Consider the following 18,342-nt stretch of genomic DNA (forward strand, 5'->3'; position numbering starts at 1 on the left):
TTAATAATGAATACCGATTCCGAACTGGCGTTTTTCTGTCTGCTGATCAAACAGGGCAGCCTTGCAGCAACAGCGCGAGAGCTGAACCTGACGCCGCCGGCGGTCTCTCGTCGCCTGACGCAACTGGAGGAGCGCCTTGGCGTACGTCTGCTGAACCGGACGACACGGCGGATCAGTCTGACCAGTGAGGGGGAGGTTTATTTCGAAAATGCGCAACGCATCCTGAGCGATATCGACGACATGGAGCGCCTGGTTTCAAGCAGCCGGGCGGCCCCGAAAGGCTTGTTGCGGGTCAACGCACCGCTGGGTTTCGGCCGTTCCTACATTGGCCCGGCAATTTCGGCATTCACGAGGATGTATCCGGATGTCGAGGTTCAACTGCACCTGACCGACCGTCCGATCAGCCTGCCGGACGAGGCGGTCGATGTCTCGATTCGTTTCGGTGATCTGCCTGACTCGCGCCTGATTGCCAAGAAGGTTGCTGCCAATCGACGACTGCTCTGCGCCTCGCCGGCTTATTTGCGTGCTGCCGGCCAGCCGGTCTACCCGCACGACCTGACGCAACATCGCTGCATCGTCCTGCGCCAGAACGAATCAGCCTATGGCCACTGGCGCCTGATCAAGGGGAAACAGACGGAAACCATCAAGGTGCATGGCAAATTGAGTACCAATGATGGCGAAGTTGCACTCAACTGGGCGCTGGAAGGTCACGGCATCCTGATGCGTGCCGAGTGGGATGTCGCCAAATATCTGCGCAGCGGCCGCCTGGTGCAATTGCTGGCGGATTACGATACGCCCGCTGCCGACGTTTATGCGGTCTATCTCGAACGTCTGAACCTGTCGGCCAAGGTGGCTTATTTTGTCGAGCATCTGCGCGATTACCTGAGCCAGCATGCCGATAGTCCGAATCAGAGCCGTTCCAGCTGGTAATCGGGTTCCTGCTTTTTTCCTTTGCCTGCCAGTCAGTTAGGGCGCTCAGTCGGTTTCGGGTAAAATCACTTTTTTTTCCCAGCGGACTTCTTCCGCGCCTGGCAGATTTCTCCCGACCATGACCCAGACTACTTCCCTTTCCTACCGTGATGCCGGCGTCGATATCGATGCGGGCGATGCCCTCGTCGATCGTATCAAGCCGCTTGCCAAAAAAACCCTGCGCGAAGGCGTGCTCGGCGGCATCGGCGGTTTTGGCGCCCTGTTCGAAGTGCCGAAGCGCTACAAGGAGCCGGTGCTTGTGTCCGGTACCGATGGCGTCGGCACCAAGCTCAAGCTGGCTTTCGAACTGAATCGCCATGACACCGTTGGCCAGGATCTGGTCGCCATGAGCGTCAATGACATCCTGGTGCTCGGTGCCGAATCGCTCTTCTTCCTCGATTACTTCGCCTGCGGCAAGCTCGATGTAGACACCGCCGCTTCCGTCGTTGGCGGTATCGCCAAGGGTTGCGAACTGGCCGGCTGCGCCCTGATCGGTGGCGAAACCGCCGAAATGCCGGGCATGTACCCGGCGGGCGAATACGATCTGGCTGGTTTTGCGGTCGGCGTTGTCGAAAAGTCCAAGGCGATCGACGGCAAGACCATTGCGCCGGGTGACGTTGTGCTCGGCCTGGCTTCTTCCGGCGCCCACTCCAACGGCTACTCGCTGGTCCGCAAGATCATCGAACGCTCCAATCCGGACATGAATGCTCCGTTCGACGGCGACCGTTCGCTGGCCGACGTCGTCATGGCGCCGACCCGTATCTACGTCAAGCAGGTGCTGGCGACGATGGAGAAGGTCAATATCAAGGGCATGGCTCACATCACCGGTGGCGGCTTGCTTGAAAACGTGCCGCGCGTGCTGCCGGAAAACACCGTGGCCGAACTGACCAAGGCTGCCTGGCCGCGTCCGAAGCTGTTCGACTGGATGCAGAAGGAAGGCAACGTTGCCGAAAACGAAATGCATCGCACCTTCAACTGCGGTATCGGCCTGGTGGTCGTCGTTGCCGCTGCCGATGCCGCTGCTGCATTGGCCGAACTGAAGGCACAGGGCGAAGCGGTTTATCAAATTGGTGTCATTCGGGCCCGCCAGGGTGACGAAGCGCAGACCCTCGTGGTCTGACCGGTTGCGGTGGGTCGCGGCATTCGTCTGCGGCCTGCTGTTACTGAATGGTTCGCCGGCTGTCTGGGCAGCGAACAAGAAACCACCGGCCAGGCCGGTGGTCGGTAAATCCGTCAAGGCCGTTGCAGGCAGGGCGGTTGCCAGGCCGTCATCGGTCAAATCATCGAAAAAAACCAAAAAGAAGCAGCGTGCAGCCAGGGCGACCTTTGCCGAGGTCGGGCAGGCCGACATCATTGAGTCGGAGAGCGTCGGACTGAAAGGTTCTGCCAGCTTTTACGGCCATGGTTTTCGGGGGCGTAAAACCTCGACCGGCGAATCCTTCGATGTCAGGAAGTTCACCGCGGCAAGCAATCATTTTCCACTCGGTTCGATGGTGGCTGTGCGCCGCCTCGACAATGACCTGTGTGCCATCGTCAAGGTTAACGACCGGATGCATGCCAAACACCGGCAGCGAGTCATCGATGTCTCGCGCGGCGTTGCTGAATATCTCGAAATGCTGCGCGCCGGTGTCGTGCTGGTGCGGGTTGCGGCCATGAAACATGGTTGGGAAAGGCAGGGCATGGCGGCATGTCATGCGGCATTCGAGATTGAAAAAGAATGCCTTTCCTGCGGTCGACCGCCGCGTTTGCCGGAAATCGGTACTGAGGTGCCGGGGCGGGAATAAGTCGTATGTAAGTGGTCTATTGAAAATTTGCCTAATTTGACAAAACACCTTGTCAGCTGCGGCCAAGCAAAGGAAAATGGATTTTCCAAAGTCATTTTGCCGAGGCTTTCAATGGATGCTGCATTGCGTGTTTATGCCGTCGACGATGATCAACTGATTCTCGATATCCTGACGGGTATTCTTGATGGTTTTTGCCAGCTTGAAACCTTCAGTTCCGGCGACCTTTGCCTGAAACGCGTCGCCGAACAAAAGCCCGATCTTTTTTTACTCGATGTCTCGATGCCGGAAATCGACGGTTATGCCCTGTGCCGTCATCTCAAGGAAGATTGGGATACGCAGGACGTTCCGGTTTATTTCGTGTCCGGCCATGACGATATCGAGACGCGCCTGATTTGTTACGAAGCAGGGGGCGACGATTTCATCATCAAGCCTTTTGAACCAGCCGAACTGCAGCGCAAGCTGGCGGTTGCCGGGCGCTTGCTGGCTGAAAAGAAGGCGCTCCACGAGCAGGCTGGCTATGCCCAGAAAACCGCCATGTCAGCCATGGTCAGCATGGGCGAACTGGGGGTCGTGCTGCAATTTCTGAGCAAGTCCTTTGCCTGCGCAACGGCTGATGAACTGGCTGCCGCCGTGCTTGAGGCGATGCAGCAATACGATTTGCAGGCCGCGGTTCAGTTCCGGTTGGGGGGCGAGGTGTTGTCGGTCAGCCAGAACGGGGTCAACCTGCCGCTTGAGGTGTCGGTACTCAACCATGTGCAGCACTCTGGCCGGATTTTTCATTTCAAATCGCGTTGCGTCTTCAACTACGGCCAGGTCACCTTGATGGTGAACAACATGCCGGTCGATGATGCCGACCGTTGTGGCCGGATTCGCGATAACGGTGCTTTGCTGGCCGAAGGTGCCGAGGCCCGCTTGCGCGCCATCGAGCTGGAAATCCTGACCCAGCGCCGGCGTAGCGGCATCGAGTCAGCCTTGCCGCGCCTGCATGACACGCTGGATGCCGTGCAGTCGAATTACCGGCGCAATTGTTTTTCGCTGACCCAGGTAATGATCGAGTTTCAGGAAGCCTTGATGAAATCCTATGTGCACCTCGGCTTGACCGAAGACCAGGAGGAGCGCATGACGGCGATGGCCAGTGAGTTCATGCAGCGCATGGTCGGAACGCAGGACGAAAGCCTGCAGATCGTCGGCCAGCTTGAAGCCTTGGCCAAGAGCCTGGAGGGTTTGCTCAGGAAGTAAGGAATTCGCTGACGCGCCGGGCGACTTGTTCGCTCAGCGCGGCATCGAGGCAGTCAAACTGTTCGGATTCGAACGAGTTGGTCAGCCAGGTGATTTGTCGCTTGGCCAACTGGCGCGTGGCGAAGATGCCGCGGTCGCGCAATTCCTTCTTCGGCAGCAGGCCATCCTGGGCTTCCCAGGTCTGGCGATAACCGACACAGCGCATCGATGGCAGGCCGAGATTCAGTTGGTATTTTTCGCGCAAGCGCCGGACTTCTTCATCCAGGCCACCGAGCAGCATTTCATCGAAGCGCCGGGCGATACGTTCGTGCAGCACGGCGCGGTCTGACGGCAGCAGGCTGATCGAGAGAAAGTCGTAGGCCGGTTTTTGCTGTTCGCTCTCGGCCAGCAGTTCGGACATCGGCCGGCCGCTCAGGCGGCAGACTTCGAGTGCCCGTTGCAGGCGCTGGCTATCGGTCGTGTGCAGGCGTGCTGCGGTCGACGGGTCGAGCAGGGCCAATTTGGCATGCATTGCCGGCCAGCCTTCGCGTGCCGCTTCGGCATCGATTTCGGTGCGCAGTGCGGCATCGGCCTGCGGCAGTTCGGCCAGGCCATTGAGCAAGGCGCGAAAGTAAAGCATGGTTCCACCGACCAGAACGGGGACCTTGCCGGCTTGCGTGATCTGCGCCATGGCGGCCAGCGCATCGGCCCGGAAACGGGCTGCCGAATAGCTTTCTTCCGGCGAAATGAGGTCGATCAGGTGGTGTGGATAGCGGCTCAGCGTGGCTTTGTCCGGCTTGGCGGTACCGACGTCCATGTCGCGGAAAACCTGGGCCGAGTCGACGCTGATCAGCTCGACCGGGAAACGGTCGGCCAGTGCCATGGCGGCCGCGGTCTTGCCCGAGGCGGTCGGGCCCATGATCAGGATGGCGGGAGGCAGGCGAGGCGAATTCATGGCGGCGAATGCTACCACGCACCGGGCGCGGTGCTCCGGCCTATAATCGGGCAAAACCCAGTGGAGTAGCCATGTCCCTCGTTCCCTGCCGCGCCTGCGGCCACAAAGTCGATACCTCAGCCGAAGCTTGTCCGGGATGCGGAGCGACCAATCCGGCGCGCAAACTCAGCCGCCAGCAGCATGATTTGATCGTTTTGCTGATTCAACTGATCGTCGGTACGGCGCTGGTGGTCGGGGCCAGTTCCTGGGTCTGGAATTCGGTCGGGCCTATCGTCAAGGCCCAGCTCGCCAAACCGCCTCAATAAGCCTCTTGCCAGCGCGGGGTGGCGAAGCGCTCGACCAGAAAGTCGACCAAAGCCCGGACTGCCGGCGAGAGATGGCGGCGTGAGGCATACAAGGCATGGATGGTCAGCCGGGGCAGTTGCCAGGCCGGCAGGACCTGGACCAAATGGCCTGCACTGACTGCCGGAGCAACCAGATAGGTCGGTAGCAGGGCAATGCCGCTGCCGGCGAAGGCGGCTTCCCGCAGCACGGTTGCTTCGTTGGCCGTAAAGCGGCAACTGACCGCGATTTCGATGCTTTCCTCGGCACGGCTGAGTCGCCATTCGCTGCGGCCAAAATTGCTGTGGCCGAGACAACGGTGCTGCAACAGATCGCCGGGCTGCAGAATGGCTGGATGTTGTGCCAGGTAGCCGGGGGACGCCACCAGCATCGATGTGCATTCGGCCAGTGGCCGGGCGATCAAGGCCGGATCGGGCTCGGCGCTGATCCGGATGGCAAGGTCGATACGCGCTTCGACCAGGTTCACCGCACGGTCGCCGACGTCGAGGTCGATTTTCAGTTGCGGATGCCGCTCAAGAAAATCCCCCAGCGCCGCCGCCAGATGCGCATGGCCAAAGGACATGCTGCTGGTCAGGCGTAGTTGACCGCGCAATTGGCTGTCTGTCGGGGTGATTTCTTCTTCCATGTCCTGGCGCAGCGCGAGCATTTGCTGGCTGCGGCGCAGGCACTGGATGCCGGCCTCCGTCAACGTGACGCGTCGGGTAGTTCGTTGCAGCAGGCGGGCGCCCAGCCATTGTTCAAGTTCGGCAATGGCTCGCGTAACCATGGCGCGCGACAGTTCCAGACGTTCCGCCGTGGCGGTGAAACTGCCGGTTTCGGCAATGTCGCTGAAGATGTGGAGGGCGGTCAGTCTGTCCATTGTTTCTTTTTTTGAAATAATTATGCGCAGATTACCTGATTTATTTGTCTGATATTTGAAATTAAAGTGGCTCCCGTCGCAACACATTCAACCCAAGGAGCTCACCATGATTCGCCAAACACTCATCGCCGCCACGCTGGCCCTGTCCTTTGCCGGTGCCGAAGCGGCCCAACCGCTGCAACTCAAGGTCTACAACGCCGAAGCCGGTAGCTTTCATGTCAATTCGGTGCTGGTGACCGGTGAAAAGGAAGCGGTGGTGATCGATGCCGGTTTTACCCGTGCCGATGCCTACCGGATTGCCGCCAATGTGCTCGATAGCGGCAAGCAACTGAAAACGATTTACGTCAGCCAGGCCGATCCCGATTACTACTTCGGTGTCGACGTACTGAAGGAAGTTTTCCCGCAGGCCGAGGTGCTGACCAGCCCTGCCGTGCTGGAGAAAATCAAGGCCAAGGTTCAGGGCAAGGTGGCTTTCTGGGGGCCGAAAATGGGAGCCAATGCGCCACGGCAAGCTGTGCTGCCGCAGGCTTTCAGCGGCCACAGCCTGACGGTCGATGGTGAAACGATTGAAATCCGCGGCAGCGAAGGTCTGCTGGCGCACCGTCCTTACGTCTGGATTCCGTCACTCAAGGCGGTGGTCGGCAACATTGGCGTTTTCGGCAATCTGCATGTGTGGACCGCAGACACCCAGAAGCCCGCCGAGCGCCAGGCCTGGCTCGCCCAGTTGGATGAAATGGCCGCACTGCAACCGGCGGTCGTTGTCCCCGGTCACATGCAAGCCGGTACGCCGCTCGATGCGTCGGCCATCGGCTATACGCGGAATTACCTGGTCAAGTTCGAGTCGACCGCAGCAAGCAGCAGCAATGCTGCCGCTCTGATCGAAACGATGAAAACCGCCTATCCGAAGGCCGGTCTCGGGATTGCGCTCGACATCGGCGCCAAGGTCAATAAAGGCGAAATGAAGTGGTAAGCCGCGATACGCAGCGGTAAGGCAAGGAGGCCGCGGTGCAGTTTGACCGCGGCCCTTGGCTTGTTCTCAGGGAATGATGGCGAGGAAAAGAAAGGCCGCAAACAGGACCAGATGAACGGCTCCTTGCAGTACGGTGGCCTGGCCGCTGGCCAGCGTGATCGTGCTGACCAGCAAGGTGAGGAAGAGCAGGACGATTTCCTTGGCCGGCAAACCGAGAACCAGCGGAACGTCGAGCATGATCGAGAGCAATCCGACCGCCGGAATGGTCAGACCGATCGTCGCCAGCGCCGAGCCGAGCGCAAGGTTGAGACTGGTCTGCATCCGATTGCGCAGCGCCGCTCGCAGTGCTGCCCAGGTTTCCGGCAGCAGGACCAGCATGGCGATGGCGATGCCGACCACGGCGGGCGGCGCCGACGCTGCTTCGACACCACGCTGGATCGCCGGGGCGAGCATCTTGGCCAGCCCGACGACAGCAACCAGCGAGGCGAGCAGCAGACCCAGGCTGAGTGGGGCGCTTGGATTGCCCGGTGCCGCATGGTCTTCCTCTTCGGCCACACCTTCCGGCTGACGGAAAAAGTCCCGATGGCGAACGGTCTGGACGAACACAAAAACGCCGTAGAGCAACAAGGACATCAGTCCGGCAAAAGCCAGTTGCGACGGTGCGTAGGTCGGACCGGGCGTGGTTGTTGTGAACTCGGGAAGAATCAAGGTCAGCGTGGTCAGGGCGGCCAGCACGGAAAGGGCCGAACTGGTTCCCTCGACCCGGAAGGAAACAAAACGGTGGCGGATGGCGCCGGCCAGCAGGCACAAGCCGATCACGCCATTGCAGATGATCATGACCGTGGCGAAGACGGTATCGCGAGCCAGTGCGGCGACGTCTGACCCGCCGGAGAGCATCATCGAAACGATCAGGGACACTTCAATGACGGTGACCGCCAGTGCCAGGACCAGCGTCCCCAAGGGTTCGCCGACGCGGTGGGCAATCACTTCGGCATGAAAGACGGCGACCAGGACGGTCGCGATCAACACGCCGGAAACGGCCAGCAGCATCATCCAGCCCAGCGCCTGTCCCCAGCTGGCGGCCAGCAAGGCGCAAGCAGCAAGCGGCGTGGCAACGGTACTCGGCGGCAGGCCAAGGAGGGTTGGGCGGGGCATGGTCAGTCATTCCAGAGCAGTGGCAGAGGCTTGATGATAAACGATGCCATCCTCTTTGGACTGCTGCGGTCAACCCGGCTTCTGGCCGGCAAATGCCGGATCGGCCATACGAAACGTTACACGGATGGTCTTGAGCTTTGCCCGAGCCTGCCCCATATTGATCGCATTGATTTTGTTACCGGGAGCGTTCCGCCATGAAATTTCGCCTGTTTGTCCTGATTGCCATGATTAGCTCGCTGCTTTCAGGCTGTGGCTATAACCAGATACTGACCAATGACGAGGGCGTCAATGCCGCCTGGTCCGAGGTGCTCAACCAGTACAAGCGGCGGGCCGATCTGGTGCCCAATCTGGTCTCCATCGTCCAGGGCTACGCGGCCCACGAGAAGGAAGTCCTGACCCGGGTGACCGAAGCGCGCGCCAGCGTTGGCGGCATCAAGGCGACGCCGGAGCTGGTCAATGATGAAGCCGCCTTTGCCAAGTTCCAGAAAGCCCAGGGCGAATTGTCCAGCGCACTGAGTCGTTTGCTGGTGGTTTCCGAAAATTACCCGCAACTCAAGGCCGATGCCAATTTCCGCGATCTGCAGGCGCAGATCGAAGGGACTGAAAACCGTATCGCCGTGGCGCGCAACCGTTACATCAAGGCGGTTCAGGAATACAACATTTCAGTGCGTACCTTCCCGAACAATCTGACGGCGATGGTGATGGGCTGGAAGGCCAAGGCCAATTTCACGGTCGACGACGAAAAAGCGATCAGTTCCGCACCGAAGATCGACTTCAACACGCCGAAACCGGCGGCCGCACAGTAAAACCTGAGTGAAACGTTTGGCTGCCCATTTCGCCGCGCTACTGCTCTGCCTGTTTTCGGTGTTCGCCTGGGCGGCACCGGAGGCGACCGGGCTGGTTGCGCTGCCTGGCCTGACGGCGCGGGTGACCGATCTGACCGGCTCGCTGGATAACGCGCAGCGCGCCGGCCTGGAGCAGAAACTGGCTGCTTTCGAAGCCAGCAAAGGGGCGCAGGTCGTTGTCCTGGTGTTGCCGAGTACGCAGCCGGAAACGATCGAGCAATTCGGGATACGCCTGTTCGATGCCTGGAAAGTCGGGCGCAAGGGGATTGACGATGGCGTGATGCTGATCGTTGCCAAGGATGATCGCCGGCTGCGCATCGAAGTTGGTTACGGCCTGGAGGGCGCGCTGAATGATGCGACTGCCAAACGGATCATTTCGGAAACCATCACGCCGCAGTTCAAGGCCGGCAATATTCCCGGCGGCATCGAAGCCGGTGTCGATGCCATCCTCAAGGTGGTGGACGGCGAATCATTGCCGGAGCCTTCTGCGCCGCAAGGCAGCGGGCCTTCATTTGGGCGGCTGGCCGATATTCCCGAAACCATGCTGATCGGCGTGGCGCTGGTCATTGTGGTCGGCGGCACCATCCTGCGTCAGTTGCTCGGTAATTTGCTCGGCTGTACGGTAGCCGGTGGCTTGAGCGCCGGGCTGGGCTGGCTGCTGGTCGGCGGCTTGGCCGGAGTGATCGGCGGGGCGGTGATCGGTATCCTGCTGGCGGTCTTCGGACTGGATATCTTGCTCAGCGGCGTCCTGAACGGTCGCTCGGGCGGCGGTTCGGGCGGTGGTGGCTTCAGCGGGGGCGGTGGTTCGGGTGGCGGCGGTGGTGCCTCGGGGAGCTGGTAAATGAATGTCGGACGAATCTTCAAACACCTGCTGACCCCGCCCTGGCTGGCGGCCCGGCGCTTCGGTCCGGCACTGTCGGCGGAAATCGGCGCCGCAGTCGAGGTGGCCGAAGCCGGGCAGCGCGGCGAAATCCGTTTTGTCGTCGAAGGGCCGATGCCCTGGGCCGATTTGCGGCGGGGGCGTACGGCGCGACAGCGGGCAGCAGACCTGTTTGCCCGTCTGGGGGTGTGGGATACCGAGGGCAACAGTGGTGTGCTGATTTACGTCCAGTTGGTCGACCGGCAGGTCGAAATCCTGGCGGATCGCGGCATTGCCGCCAAAGTGGCACAGGCCGAGTGGGACACCATTTGTCGTGGCATGGAAGCCGCCTTCAAGGCCGGCGACTATCGTGACGGCGCCTTAGGGGCTATTCGCCAGGCCGGCAGCCTGCTGGCCGGACATTTCCCGGCAGGCGAACGCAATCCGAATGAATTGCCGGATCGCCCGTTGATTCTTTAAAGCGCCTTTTTTACCGGACGAAATGCAATACCAGACCGGCCGCAGCGATGCCGCCGAGCAGCAGCGCACTGATCCAGAGTCGCCCGATGCGGACCCGCGCCGCTTCAGCGCGGGCGATGAGCAGTGCATTTTGGTCGGCTAGTGCCTTGATCAGCTCGGACGAAGCGAGCAATTGTTCATGCTGGCTGGCCAGTTCAGCCTCGACGGCAAGCAAACGGGTATGCAGCGAAGCGATGCTTTGGTCTTCGGCCGGGCTCAGGTCGCTGCCAGCTGGCGCCGTCGCACCGGACTTCCGGCCCATCGAGCCCCACAGTTTTTTTGCGCCGTCGGCCACTTTCGGGGCATTGCTGATCACGTCGGACCAGGGAACGCTTTGCAGTACGGTCAGCCAGGAAATCGCCATGGAATTTTTCTCGGTATGTTGAAGGGCGGGTGCGGGGCGTTTACTGGCCACGCAGGAAGAGCTTGTCGAGCTGTTCCAGTGGCAATTCGGTCCATGTCGGGCGACCGTGGTTGCACTGGCCGGCCCGTTCGGTTTCTTCCATCTGGCGCAGCAGCGCGTTCATTTCCGGCACGCTGAGCTGGCGACGGGCGCGTACCGCGCCGTGGCAGGCCATGGTGGCGAGCAACTCGTTGCGGCGGGCGGTGGCCAACTGGGTGATGCCGTGCTCGCGCAGTTCGCCGATCAGCGAACGGGCCAGCGCGGCGGGATCGCCGGACTGGAGCAAGGCAGGCACGCTGCGCACGCCGAGTTGGTTCGGGCCGAGTGCGGTGATCTGGAAGCCGAGTTCGGCCAGTGCTTCGCTGTGTTCTTCGACGGCGGCAATATCGAGCGGCTCGGCCGAAAAAACGGCGGGAATGAGCAGGGCTTGCGTCGCAATCTGGCGATTGTCGAAAGCAGTTTTCAGCTTTTCGTAGAGGATGCGTTCGTGCGCTGCATGCATGTCGATCAGGACCAGGCCGCGTGCATTCTGGGCCAGCACGTAAATGCCGTGCAACTGGGCCAGGGCGTAGCCGAGCGGCGGACCGTCGCGGTCGACTGTCTCATTCGGGCTGAATTGCGGAGTGCTCGCCGGGTTGCCTGACGCGTAGGTCATTGTCCCGATATTTTGCGTGGCCTTGGCGAAGGCCAGGTAAGCGGCGGCGGCCGGTTCGGCCACGCCGAGGCTGCCCTGGTGGCGCAGGGGCGGCGCGTATTGGGCGTAAGCCGGGGCGGTGTGGCCGGTCGATGCTGACGGGCTGACTGTGTAGGCCTGAGGAGCGGTGCCGGGCAAGGTATCGGCCGGCACGGCCAGGTCGCGATTGTCGTTCTGTACCGGTGCGGCCAGCGTGCGCTGGATGGCGTGGAAAACGAACTGGTGCATGGCGCGTGAATCGCGGAAACGGACTTCCGTCTTGGCTGGATGCACATTGACGTCGACCAGTGCTGGATCGATGCTGACAAAAAGGCAGACGGCCGGCTGGCGGCTGCCGTGCAACACGTCGCGGTAGGCTTCGCGCAGCGCATGGCTGATGATCTTGTCGCGCACGAAACGGCCATTGACGAAGACGTACTGGCCATCCTTGGCGTCGCTGGCGCGGGTCGGGTCGATGGCAAAGCCGGCGATGGAAATCGGGCCGCTGGCGGCGTCGACCGCGCGAGCCGCGCCGAGAAAGTCGTCGCCGAGAATGTCTGCGATGCGGCGGGCGCTGTCGGCCGGGGCCAGCTGGAACAGGTTGCGACCGTTGTGGGTCAGGCTGAAGGCGACATCCGGCCGGGTCAGCGCCAGGCGTTTGACGGCATCGGCGCAATGGGCGAACTCGGTGCCCTCGGCCTTGAGGAATTTGCGCCGGGCCGGGGTGTTGTAATACAGGTCGCGCATTTCGACCACGGTGCCGGCCATCAGCGCCGCTGGTTCCGGCTCGGCGCCGGTTTCGGCTTTCAGTTTCCAGGCATGGCCCGCGCCGCGTTCGCGGCTGCTGATCGCCAGCCGGGCGACCGAAGCGACCGAGGCCAGCGCTTCACCGCGAAAACCGAGCGTACCAACCCGTTCAAGGTCATCGAGCGAAACGATTTTCGACGTGGCGTGGCGAGTCAGGGCCAGGGCAAGCTGCTCCTTGGCGATGCCGCAACCGTCATCGGTAATGCGGATCAGCTTGACGCCGCCTTCTTCAAGATGCACCTGGACGGCCTTGCTGCCGGCGTCGAGGCTGTTTTCGAGCAGTTCCTTGAGAACCGAGGCGGGACGTTCTACGACTTCGCCGGCAGCAATCTGGCTGATCAGCAGGTCGGGGAGGCGGGCAATCGTGGGCATGGTGCGATTATACCTTGAGGTAAAATGACGCCTTTATCCGCCTTGGCCTTGCCGCATGGAATTCTTCGCGCAGTTTCTCGACATCGTGCTTCATCTCGACAAGCACCTGGCTTTGCTGGTGCAGCAACATGGCTTGTGGATCTACGGCATTCTTTTCTTCATCATTTTTGCCGAAACCGGATTTGTCGTTTTCCCTTTCCTGCCGGGCGATTCGCTGCTTTTCGTGGCCGGTGCGCTGGCTGCGCTGGGTGAGGGCGGCATGGATATCTTTGTGCTGATCGGCGTGCTTTCGGCGGCAGCCATTCTCGGCAACATGCTGAATTACCAGATCGGCCGTTTTTTTGGCCCCAAGGTCTTTCATTGGGAAAATTCGCGTTTCTTCAACCGCAACGCGCTGATCAAGACGCACGCTTTCTACGAAAAGCATGGCGGCAAGACGCTGGTGCTTTCGCGTTTTCTGCCGCTGTTCCGTACGTTTGCGCCGTTTGTCGCCGGCATTGGTGCAATGTCCTACGCCAAGTTCACGCTGTTCAACCTGATCGGCGCGATTGGCTGGGTGGTTTCGCTGTGTGCCGCCGGTTACTGGCTGGGCAATATTCCCTGGGTTAAAACCAATCTGTCGCTGATCATCGTCGGGATTGTCGTTTCCTCACTGATTCCGATTGGTGTTGGTTATCTGAAAACGCGGGAAGCCTGATGCGCTGGTTCTTCCTCCTTCTCGTTGCGCTTGGCCTGATGGCGTGCACGACGAAATTGGGGAAGGATGGCCGGACGGACACTGCGGTCGACCTCAAATATCTGGCCAAATCGGAAGTCGACCGCATCGCCGATACCAATCGGGCCGAGGTGATGGCCGGGTTGATGCTGATTGCCGACAAGTTGTACCGGCGGAATCCGAAAGAATGGAAAAAAGCCGGTGTGGTCAGCCGGGAGGCGGCGCTGGAACGTTTGCGCATGCGTCACTACCGCAGCCTGCCCGAACTCGGCGGCTTGCGCGAAGGACAGGCAGCGGCGCTGGCTTTCAGTGAAAACTACGGCGGCGACCGGGTTGCCGCGCTGATGCTGGGCTTGTTGACCATGGCTGATGCGGCTTTCGAGCACAAGGAAGAGTTTTATGTGCTGGATAGCCTGAATGAGCTGAAACTGTTCAACTGCGCCCGCAACATGGAAGTTGCAGTCTGGAAGCTGGGCAATGACCGGATGCCCGGCGGAGAGCTTTACCTGCTCTCGAATGAACTTGATCCGGCCAATCGCAATCTGTCTTTCGAGCGCGAATTCGGTCGTTTGATGGGCTTGCTCGACCTGATGGCCAAGGTGGTTGCCGATCGCAATGGCCGCACTCTTTCACGGCTGACTCAAACGGTAGTCAGCACGATCTTTTTGCCTGTGAGTTTTTTGAAATGAAGAATATCGTCATCCTGATTTCCGGCCGTGGCAGCAATATGGAAGCGCTGATTGCCGCCCGCGATGCCGGCAAACTGCCGGTCAATATCGCCGCCGTGATCAGCAACCGGCCGGATGCCCAAGGCCTGGAGACGGCCGCCAAGGCAGGCATCGCAACGTACTACATCGACCACAAGGCATTTGCCGGGCGCGAAGCCTTCGATGCCGCGCTGGCTGAATGCATCGACGGTTTTGTCCCCGATCTGGTCGTGCTGGCTGGTTTCATGCGCATTCTGACGGTCGATTTCGTGCGTCATTACGAAGGTCGCCTGCTCAATATCCACCCGTCGCTGCTGCCATCCTTCCCCGGCCTGCACACGCATCAGCGGGCGCTTGAGGAAGGCGTGCGGATCCACGGTTGCACGGTGCATTTCGTCACGGCTGAGCTGGATCATGGTCCGGTCGTCATCCAGGCTGCCGTGCCGGTGCTCGATGGCGACGATGAAGCGGCGCTGGCAGCCCGCATTCTGGTTCAGGAGCACAAGGTCTATCCGCAGGCCGTGCGCTGGTTTGCCGAAGACAAGCTGCGGCTTGAAAACGGCCGGGTCAGGCTGGCGGCCGATCTGGTCGATCAATCGGTCCTGATTTCGCCCGAGGTGCGCTGAAGCACGATGCCGATTGCGCTGCTGGTCGCCCTCGCCGGGTCGCTGGTGCTGCATGCCGCGGCCTTGTTCGGTACGGATCTGGTCTTGCCCGGCCAGGGGAGTGAGTCGCCCAGGCTGGAAGCCGAGCTGCGGCCTTTACCGGCAGCGCCCGCCGCAAAGCCTGAAGCGCCCCGACGGATTGCCCGGAAGCCTGTGCCAAAGCATTTGACCAGCCGGCAAGCGACGCCGCCGTCGATTGCCCCCCAACCCGAGCCAGTCGTGGAAATCGCTCCGGAACAAGCGTCGACCGCGGAAGTTGCGGCCCCCGAGCCAGCCCAGCCGCTCCTGCCGACGCAAGGGGCGATTCGTTTCGTCATTTTCAAGGATTCGCTCGATTTGCAGGTCGGACGAGCGGAGCATCGCTGGGAATTTGCCGCCGATGGCAGCTACCGCCTTGCCGGGACGACGGAAACCAGCGGTCTGGCCGCCTTGCTCAAGCCGGTACGCCTCGACATTGAAAGCCGGGGCCGGCTGGTGGCAGGCGGTTTGCAGCCGGAAACATTCCGCAGCTTGAAGAATGGTGTCGACGCCAACGAAAATGCCGATTTTGACTGGTCGACCGCGGTTGTCAGGTTGTCGCGTGACGGCAGCGTGCGCGAGATTGCGCCGGGAACGCAGGACATCCTGTCGCTCAATTACCAGCTGGCCTACGTTGCCCGCCTGGAGGCCGGCACGGCGCTTGGCGTGGTGACCGGCAAGAAATATGAGCGTTACAACCTCGATTCGCTCGGCGAAGAAGAAATAGAGACGCCGGCGGGTCGTTTTCGTACGCTGCACCTGCGCGCGATGACCGATAACACGACAGAAATCTGGATTGCGCTCGATCTTCACCGCTTGCCGGTTAAAATCCGGTTTACGGATAAAAAAGGCGACAGCTATTCCCAGATGGCCGCCGAAATCGGCCTGCCGGCCAAACCGGCTGACCCTTGATGTTTTGAGTACCCGTGGTGCCCAACCACAGCTGTTGATTTAGGAAAATGATGAAAGCTCGTTTCACTCCCGCCCTGTTCGCCCACGCTGAAACCGTTCTCGGCCAGTTGCTGCGCTTCGACCACCCGGCTGATGCCGTTGTTTCGCGCTATTTCCGCGAAAATCGTCAGTTGGGTCATGCCGACCGGGCCTTTGTCGCCGAAACGGTTTTTGCCGTGCTGCGCCGCGGCCGTAGTCTGGAAGCACGCTGTGCCGGTCAGATTTCCGACCGTCGCCTGTTGCTGGTTGCGCTGGCTGTGACGCGCGGCTGGAGCCAGCGCGAACTGGCCCCCGTGCTCAAGGCGAGCGAGGAAGAATGGCTGGCCGCAGCCAAATCGATGCCGGAAACCGACTTTGCCCCGGCCGTGCGCTGTGATTTGCCGGATTGGCTGTACGAGCGTCTGGCAGCCCAGTTCGGAGCCGATGAAGTATTGGCCTTGTCGCGCACCCTGAACCAGCCGGCACCGCTCGACCTGCGCGTCAATACGCTCAAGAGCAATCGTGATGCCGTTCTTGAGCGCCTCGCGGCCGATGGCATTGAAGGTGTGGCCGGTACCTTGTCGCCGACCGCCATCCGTCTGCGTGAAAAGCCGGCGCTGGCCAAGCACCCGCTCTTCCTCGAAGGGGCGTTCGAAGTGCAGGACGAAGGAAGCCAGTTGCTCGGCTACCTGCTCGAGCCGAAACGCGGCGAAATGGTCGTCGACCTGTGCGCCGGAGCCGGTGGCAAAACGCTGCTGCTGGGGGCCTTGATGAAGAATACCGGCCGTCTTTACGCCTTCGATGTCTCCGACAAGCGGCTGGGCAATCTCAAGCCGCGCCTGGCCCGTTCCGGCCTGTCGAATGTGCATCCGGCCCGCATCGAGCACGAGCGCGATACCAAGATCAAGCGTCTGGCCGGCAAGGTCGATCGCGTGCTGGTCGATGCGCCGTGTTCCGGCCTGGGTACCTTGCGGCGCAACCCTGATCTGAAATGGCGTCAGAGCGAAGCATCGGTTGCCGAACTGACCGTCAAGCAGGCTTCCATCCTTGCCGCCGCAGCCAAGCTGGTGCGTCCGGGCGGGCGTGTGGTTTATGCCACTTGCAGCCTGTTGACCGCGGAAAACGATGCGATCATCGAAGCTTTCCTGGCCAGTCACCCCGATTTCGAGTTGGTTCCGGCGTCGACCGTGCTGGCTCGTCACGGCGTCTCGCTGGAAGGTGACTTGCTGCGTTTGCTGCCGCATCAGCATCTGACCGACGGTTTCTTTGCGGCCGTGCTGGACAAGAAGGCATGAGCCAGAACAATCCGGCGTTGCAGCTGCTCAATGATATTTGGGCGGACATCAACGATCCGAATTTCATCTGGCAGGTGCTGGCCTTGCTCTTCTGCCTGGGTGGGGCTTATCTGTTTGCCCGCTTCTGGCACGGGCGTCACCAGGAGGGGGCCGGTCGCCTGAGCGATGCCGGTGCCCGTCTGGTCTTTCCGGTCACCGGCATGGTGCTGGTCGGCGTGGCAAGACTGGCGCTCAAGCCGTTCTTCCACGTCAATCTGCTCAAGCTGGCTTTGCCTTTGCTCGGTTCGATGGCGCTGGTACGCAGCGTTATTTTCGTCCTGCGCCAGGCTTTTCCCCGCGCAGCCTGGTTGTCGGCCTGGGAGCGGATTATTGCCGCCGTGGTCTGGGGCTGGCTGGCGCTTTACATCACCGATGTTGCGCCGTATGTGATCGATTCGCTTGAGCAGGTCGAGTTCGCGATTGGCAAGCAGCGGATCAATCTGTGGATGATCCTGCACGGTATTGTCACGGTCTTCCTGACTGTCGTGCTGGCGCTCTGGATTGCCGGTCTGATCGAAGCGAAGCTGATGCGCCTCGATCGTCTCGACTCCAGCCTGCGGATTGTCGGCGTGCGCCTGGCCAAGGCGCTGCTCACGGTTCTCGCAATTGTCACCAGCTTGTCGCTGGTCGGGATCGACATGACGGCGCTTTCGGTTTTTACCGGTGCGCTGGGTGTTGGCCTGGGGCTGGGCTTGCAGAAAATCGCCAGCAATTATGTCTCCGGCTTCATCATCCTGCTCGATCGCTCGATCAAACTGGGCAACATTGTCCAGGTGGGGGCGGATAGCGGGCAGGTCACCCAGATCACGACGCGCTACACGGTGCTCAAGCACCCCGGCGGGACGGAGTTCATCGTGCCGAACGAGACGCTGATCGGCAGCGTGGTCCAGAACCAGACTTATTCCGACAGCCGCATGCGTCTGGCGACGACGGTCGGGGTGGCTTACAACAGCGATCTCGATCGGGTCATGCGGTTGATGACCGATGTGGCGAGCGCCCAGGCGCGGGTACTGGCTGATCCGGCGCCGCGTGTCATGCTGACTCAGTTTGGTGACAGCAGCATCAATCTTGAACTCGGTTTCTGGATCGCCGACCCGGAAGAAGGGCGCGGCAATGTGTTGTCGGACATCAATCTCGGTATCTGGCGCAGTTTCCGCGAGAACGGGATCGAGATTCCCTTTCCCCAGCGCGAAGTGCGCCTGCTCAATACGACGACGGCGGAATAACCCGGTTTCGGGTTGTC

General features: G+C 61.0%; 20 protein-coding genes. 15 read left to right on the forward strand and 5 right to left on the reverse strand.

Going from position 1 to position 18,342, the window contains the following annotated elements; genetic code table 11:
- The first annotated feature begins 6 nt into the window (after nt 1-6).
- From KI614_RS04450 to KI614_RS04465, 4 genes are all read left to right on the forward strand, one after another.
- Nucleotides 7-930, forward strand: a complete 924-nt coding sequence (locus tag KI614_RS04450) for a LysR family transcriptional regulator (RefSeq protein WP_226408170.1) — start codon at nt 7-9, stop codon at nt 928-930.
- A 118-nt stretch (nt 931-1,048) separates the two neighbouring features.
- The gene (purM, locus tag KI614_RS04455; protein WP_226408172.1) at nt 1,049-2,089 is read left to right on the forward strand and encodes a phosphoribosylformylglycinamidine cyclo-ligase; all 1,041 of its coding nucleotides are present in this window, start codon (nt 1,049-1,051) and stop codon (nt 2,087-2,089) included.
- A 4-nt stretch (nt 2,090-2,093) separates the two neighbouring features.
- Nucleotides 2,094-2,753 (forward strand): septal ring lytic transglycosylase RlpA family protein, encoded by a 660-nt coding sequence (locus KI614_RS04460; RefSeq protein WP_226408174.1) that lies wholly within the window; start codon nt 2,094-2,096, stop codon nt 2,751-2,753.
- 111 nt (nt 2,754-2,864) lie between these two features.
- Nucleotides 2,865-3,992 carry a response regulator gene (locus KI614_RS04465; RefSeq protein WP_226408176.1) on the forward strand — a complete coding sequence of 376 codons (1,128 nt, stop codon included), beginning with the start codon at nt 2,865-2,867 and terminating at the stop codon, nt 3,990-3,992.
- Here the strand turns inward: KI614_RS04465 and miaA are convergent.
- A complete protein-coding gene (gene miaA / locus KI614_RS04470) occupies nt 3,982-4,926 on the reverse strand; it encodes a tRNA (adenosine(37)-N6)-dimethylallyltransferase MiaA (RefSeq protein WP_226408178.1) in 945 nt (314 codons plus the stop codon). The genes KI614_RS04465 and miaA overlap by 11 nt on opposite strands.
- Before the next feature lie 71 nt (nt 4,927-4,997).
- On the opposite strand from miaA, the gene KI614_RS04475 reads away from it, so the two are divergent.
- A complete protein-coding gene (locus tag KI614_RS04475; protein ID WP_203468912.1) occupies nt 4,998-5,231 on the forward strand; it encodes a hypothetical protein in 234 nt (77 codons plus the stop codon).
- Here the strand turns inward: KI614_RS04475 and KI614_RS04480 are convergent.
- Nucleotides 5,225-6,127 (reverse strand): LysR family transcriptional regulator, encoded by a 903-nt coding sequence (locus tag KI614_RS04480; RefSeq protein ID WP_226408180.1) that lies wholly within the window; start codon nt 6,125-6,127, stop codon nt 5,225-5,227. The two genes, KI614_RS04475 and KI614_RS04480, sit on opposite strands and share 7 nt — an antisense overlap.
- A gap of 106 nt (nt 6,128-6,233) precedes the next feature.
- On the opposite strand from KI614_RS04480, the gene KI614_RS04485 reads away from it, so the two are divergent.
- A complete protein-coding gene (locus KI614_RS04485; RefSeq protein WP_226408182.1) occupies nt 6,234-7,097 on the forward strand; it encodes an MBL fold metallo-hydrolase in 864 nt (287 codons plus the stop codon).
- A gap of 66 nt (nt 7,098-7,163) precedes the next feature.
- Here the strand turns inward: KI614_RS04485 and KI614_RS04490 are convergent, their stop codons facing one another.
- Nucleotides 7,164-8,252: a calcium:proton antiporter gene (locus KI614_RS04490; RefSeq protein WP_226408185.1), complete on the reverse strand. Its 1,089-nt coding sequence runs from the start codon at nt 8,250-8,252 to the stop codon at nt 7,164-7,166.
- Nucleotides 8,253-8,446: 194 nt separating this feature from the next.
- Here KI614_RS04490 and KI614_RS04495 point away from each other — a divergent pair, with 194 nt between their 5' ends.
- From KI614_RS04495 to KI614_RS04505, 3 genes are read left to right on the forward strand one after another with little or no spacing between them, the layout of a single operon-like run.
- A complete protein-coding gene (locus tag KI614_RS04495) occupies nt 8,447-9,058 on the forward strand; it encodes a LemA family protein (RefSeq protein WP_226408187.1) in 612 nt (203 codons plus the stop codon).
- A 7-nt stretch (nt 9,059-9,065) separates the two neighbouring features.
- A complete protein-coding gene (locus KI614_RS04500; RefSeq protein ID WP_226408189.1) occupies nt 9,066-9,938 on the forward strand; it encodes a TPM domain-containing protein in 873 nt (290 codons plus the stop codon).
- A complete protein-coding gene (locus KI614_RS04505) occupies nt 9,939-10,436 on the forward strand; it encodes a TPM domain-containing protein (RefSeq protein ID WP_226408191.1) in 498 nt (165 codons plus the stop codon).
- Nucleotides 10,437-10,446: 10 nt separating this feature from the next.
- Here KI614_RS04505 and KI614_RS04510 read toward each other — a convergent pair whose 3' ends face one another.
- A complete protein-coding gene (locus KI614_RS04510; RefSeq protein WP_226408193.1) occupies nt 10,447-10,839 on the reverse strand; it encodes a hypothetical protein in 393 nt (130 codons plus the stop codon).
- 40 nt (nt 10,840-10,879) lie between these two features.
- A complete protein-coding gene (gene mutL / locus KI614_RS04515) occupies nt 10,880-12,730 on the reverse strand; it encodes a DNA mismatch repair endonuclease MutL (protein WP_226408195.1) in 1,851 nt (616 codons plus the stop codon).
- 55 nt (nt 12,731-12,785) lie between these two features.
- On the opposite strand from mutL, the gene KI614_RS04520 reads away from it, so the two are divergent.
- From KI614_RS04520 to KI614_RS04545, 6 genes are read left to right on the forward strand one after another with little or no spacing between them, the layout of a single operon-like run.
- Nucleotides 12,786-13,427, forward strand: coding sequence for a DedA family protein (locus tag KI614_RS04520; protein WP_226408197.1), 642 nt, complete (start codon nt 12,786-12,788; stop codon nt 13,425-13,427).
- A complete protein-coding gene (locus KI614_RS04525) occupies nt 13,427-14,134 on the forward strand; it encodes a hypothetical protein (RefSeq protein WP_226408198.1) in 708 nt (235 codons plus the stop codon). Before KI614_RS04520 ends, KI614_RS04525 begins: the two co-directional genes overlap by 1 nt.
- Complete coding sequence (gene purN, locus KI614_RS04530; RefSeq protein WP_226408199.1) at nt 14,131-14,778, forward strand: phosphoribosylglycinamide formyltransferase; 648 nt, start codon at nt 14,131-14,133, stop codon at nt 14,776-14,778. The genes KI614_RS04525 and purN overlap by 4 nt, the downstream gene beginning before the upstream one ends.
- A gap of 6 nt (nt 14,779-14,784) precedes the next feature.
- A complete protein-coding gene (locus KI614_RS04535) occupies nt 14,785-15,747 on the forward strand; it encodes a DUF3108 domain-containing protein (protein ID WP_226408200.1) in 963 nt (320 codons plus the stop codon).
- A 50-nt stretch (nt 15,748-15,797) separates the two neighbouring features.
- Nucleotides 15,798-17,060, forward strand: a complete 1,263-nt coding sequence (locus tag KI614_RS04540; RefSeq protein WP_226409233.1) for an RsmB/NOP family class I SAM-dependent RNA methyltransferase — start codon at nt 15,798-15,800, stop codon at nt 17,058-17,060.
- Nucleotides 17,057-18,325: a mechanosensitive ion channel family protein gene (locus KI614_RS04545; RefSeq protein ID WP_226408201.1), complete on the forward strand. Its 1,269-nt coding sequence runs from the start codon at nt 17,057-17,059 to the stop codon at nt 18,323-18,325. Before KI614_RS04540 ends, KI614_RS04545 begins: the two co-directional genes overlap by 4 nt.
- Nucleotides 18,326-18,342: the final 17 nt, after the last annotated feature.

This window comes from Dechloromonas denitrificans, from assembly GCF_020510665.1.
Classification (GTDB): domain Bacteria; phylum Pseudomonadota; class Gammaproteobacteria; order Burkholderiales; family Rhodocyclaceae; genus Azonexus; species Azonexus denitrificans_B.

Excerpts from the sequence above, each read along its gene's own strand:
- purM (WP_226408172.1), top strand. The coding sequence starts at position 1,049 with ATGACCCAGACTACTTCCCTTTCCTACCGTGATGCCGGCGTCGATATC.
- KI614_RS04480 (WP_226408180.1), bottom strand. The coding sequence starts at position 6,127 with ATGGACAGACTGACCGCCCTCCACATCTTCAGCGACATTGCCGAAACC.
- mutL (WP_226408195.1), bottom strand. The coding sequence starts at position 12,730 with ATGCCCACGATTGCCCGCCTCCCCGACCTGCTGATCAGCCAGATTGCT.
- KI614_RS04475 (WP_203468912.1), top strand. The coding sequence starts at position 4,998 with ATGTCCCTCGTTCCCTGCCGCGCCTGCGGCCACAAAGTCGATACCTCA.
- KI614_RS04450 (WP_226408170.1), top strand. The coding sequence starts at position 7 with ATGAATACCGATTCCGAACTGGCGTTTTTCTGTCTGCTGATCAAACAG.
- KI614_RS04505 (WP_226408191.1), top strand. The coding sequence starts at position 9,939 with ATGAATGTCGGACGAATCTTCAAACACCTGCTGACCCCGCCCTGGCTG.
- KI614_RS04545 (WP_226408201.1), top strand. The coding sequence starts at position 17,057 with ATGAGCCAGAACAATCCGGCGTTGCAGCTGCTCAATGATATTTGGGCG.
- KI614_RS04485 (WP_226408182.1), top strand. The coding sequence starts at position 6,234 with ATGATTCGCCAAACACTCATCGCCGCCACGCTGGCCCTGTCCTTTGCC.
- KI614_RS04520 (WP_226408197.1), top strand. The coding sequence starts at position 12,786 with ATGGAATTCTTCGCGCAGTTTCTCGACATCGTGCTTCATCTCGACAAG.
- KI614_RS04495 (WP_226408187.1), top strand. The coding sequence starts at position 8,447 with ATGAAATTTCGCCTGTTTGTCCTGATTGCCATGATTAGCTCGCTGCTT.
- miaA (WP_226408178.1), bottom strand. The coding sequence starts at position 4,926 with ATGAATTCGCCTCGCCTGCCTCCCGCCATCCTGATCATGGGCCCGACC.
- KI614_RS04490 (WP_226408185.1), bottom strand. The coding sequence starts at position 8,252 with ATGCCCCGCCCAACCCTCCTTGGCCTGCCGCCGAGTACCGTTGCCACG.
- purN (WP_226408199.1), top strand. The coding sequence starts at position 14,131 with ATGAAGAATATCGTCATCCTGATTTCCGGCCGTGGCAGCAATATGGAA.
- KI614_RS04525 (WP_226408198.1), top strand. The coding sequence starts at position 13,427 with ATGCGCTGGTTCTTCCTCCTTCTCGTTGCGCTTGGCCTGATGGCGTGC.
- KI614_RS04465 (WP_226408176.1), top strand. The coding sequence starts at position 2,865 with ATGGATGCTGCATTGCGTGTTTATGCCGTCGACGATGATCAACTGATT.
- KI614_RS04540 (WP_226409233.1), top strand. The coding sequence starts at position 15,798 with ATGAAAGCTCGTTTCACTCCCGCCCTGTTCGCCCACGCTGAAACCGTT.
- KI614_RS04535 (WP_226408200.1), top strand. The coding sequence starts at position 14,785 with ATGCCGATTGCGCTGCTGGTCGCCCTCGCCGGGTCGCTGGTGCTGCAT.
- KI614_RS04510 (WP_226408193.1), bottom strand. The coding sequence starts at position 10,839 with ATGGCGATTTCCTGGCTGACCGTACTGCAAAGCGTTCCCTGGTCCGAC.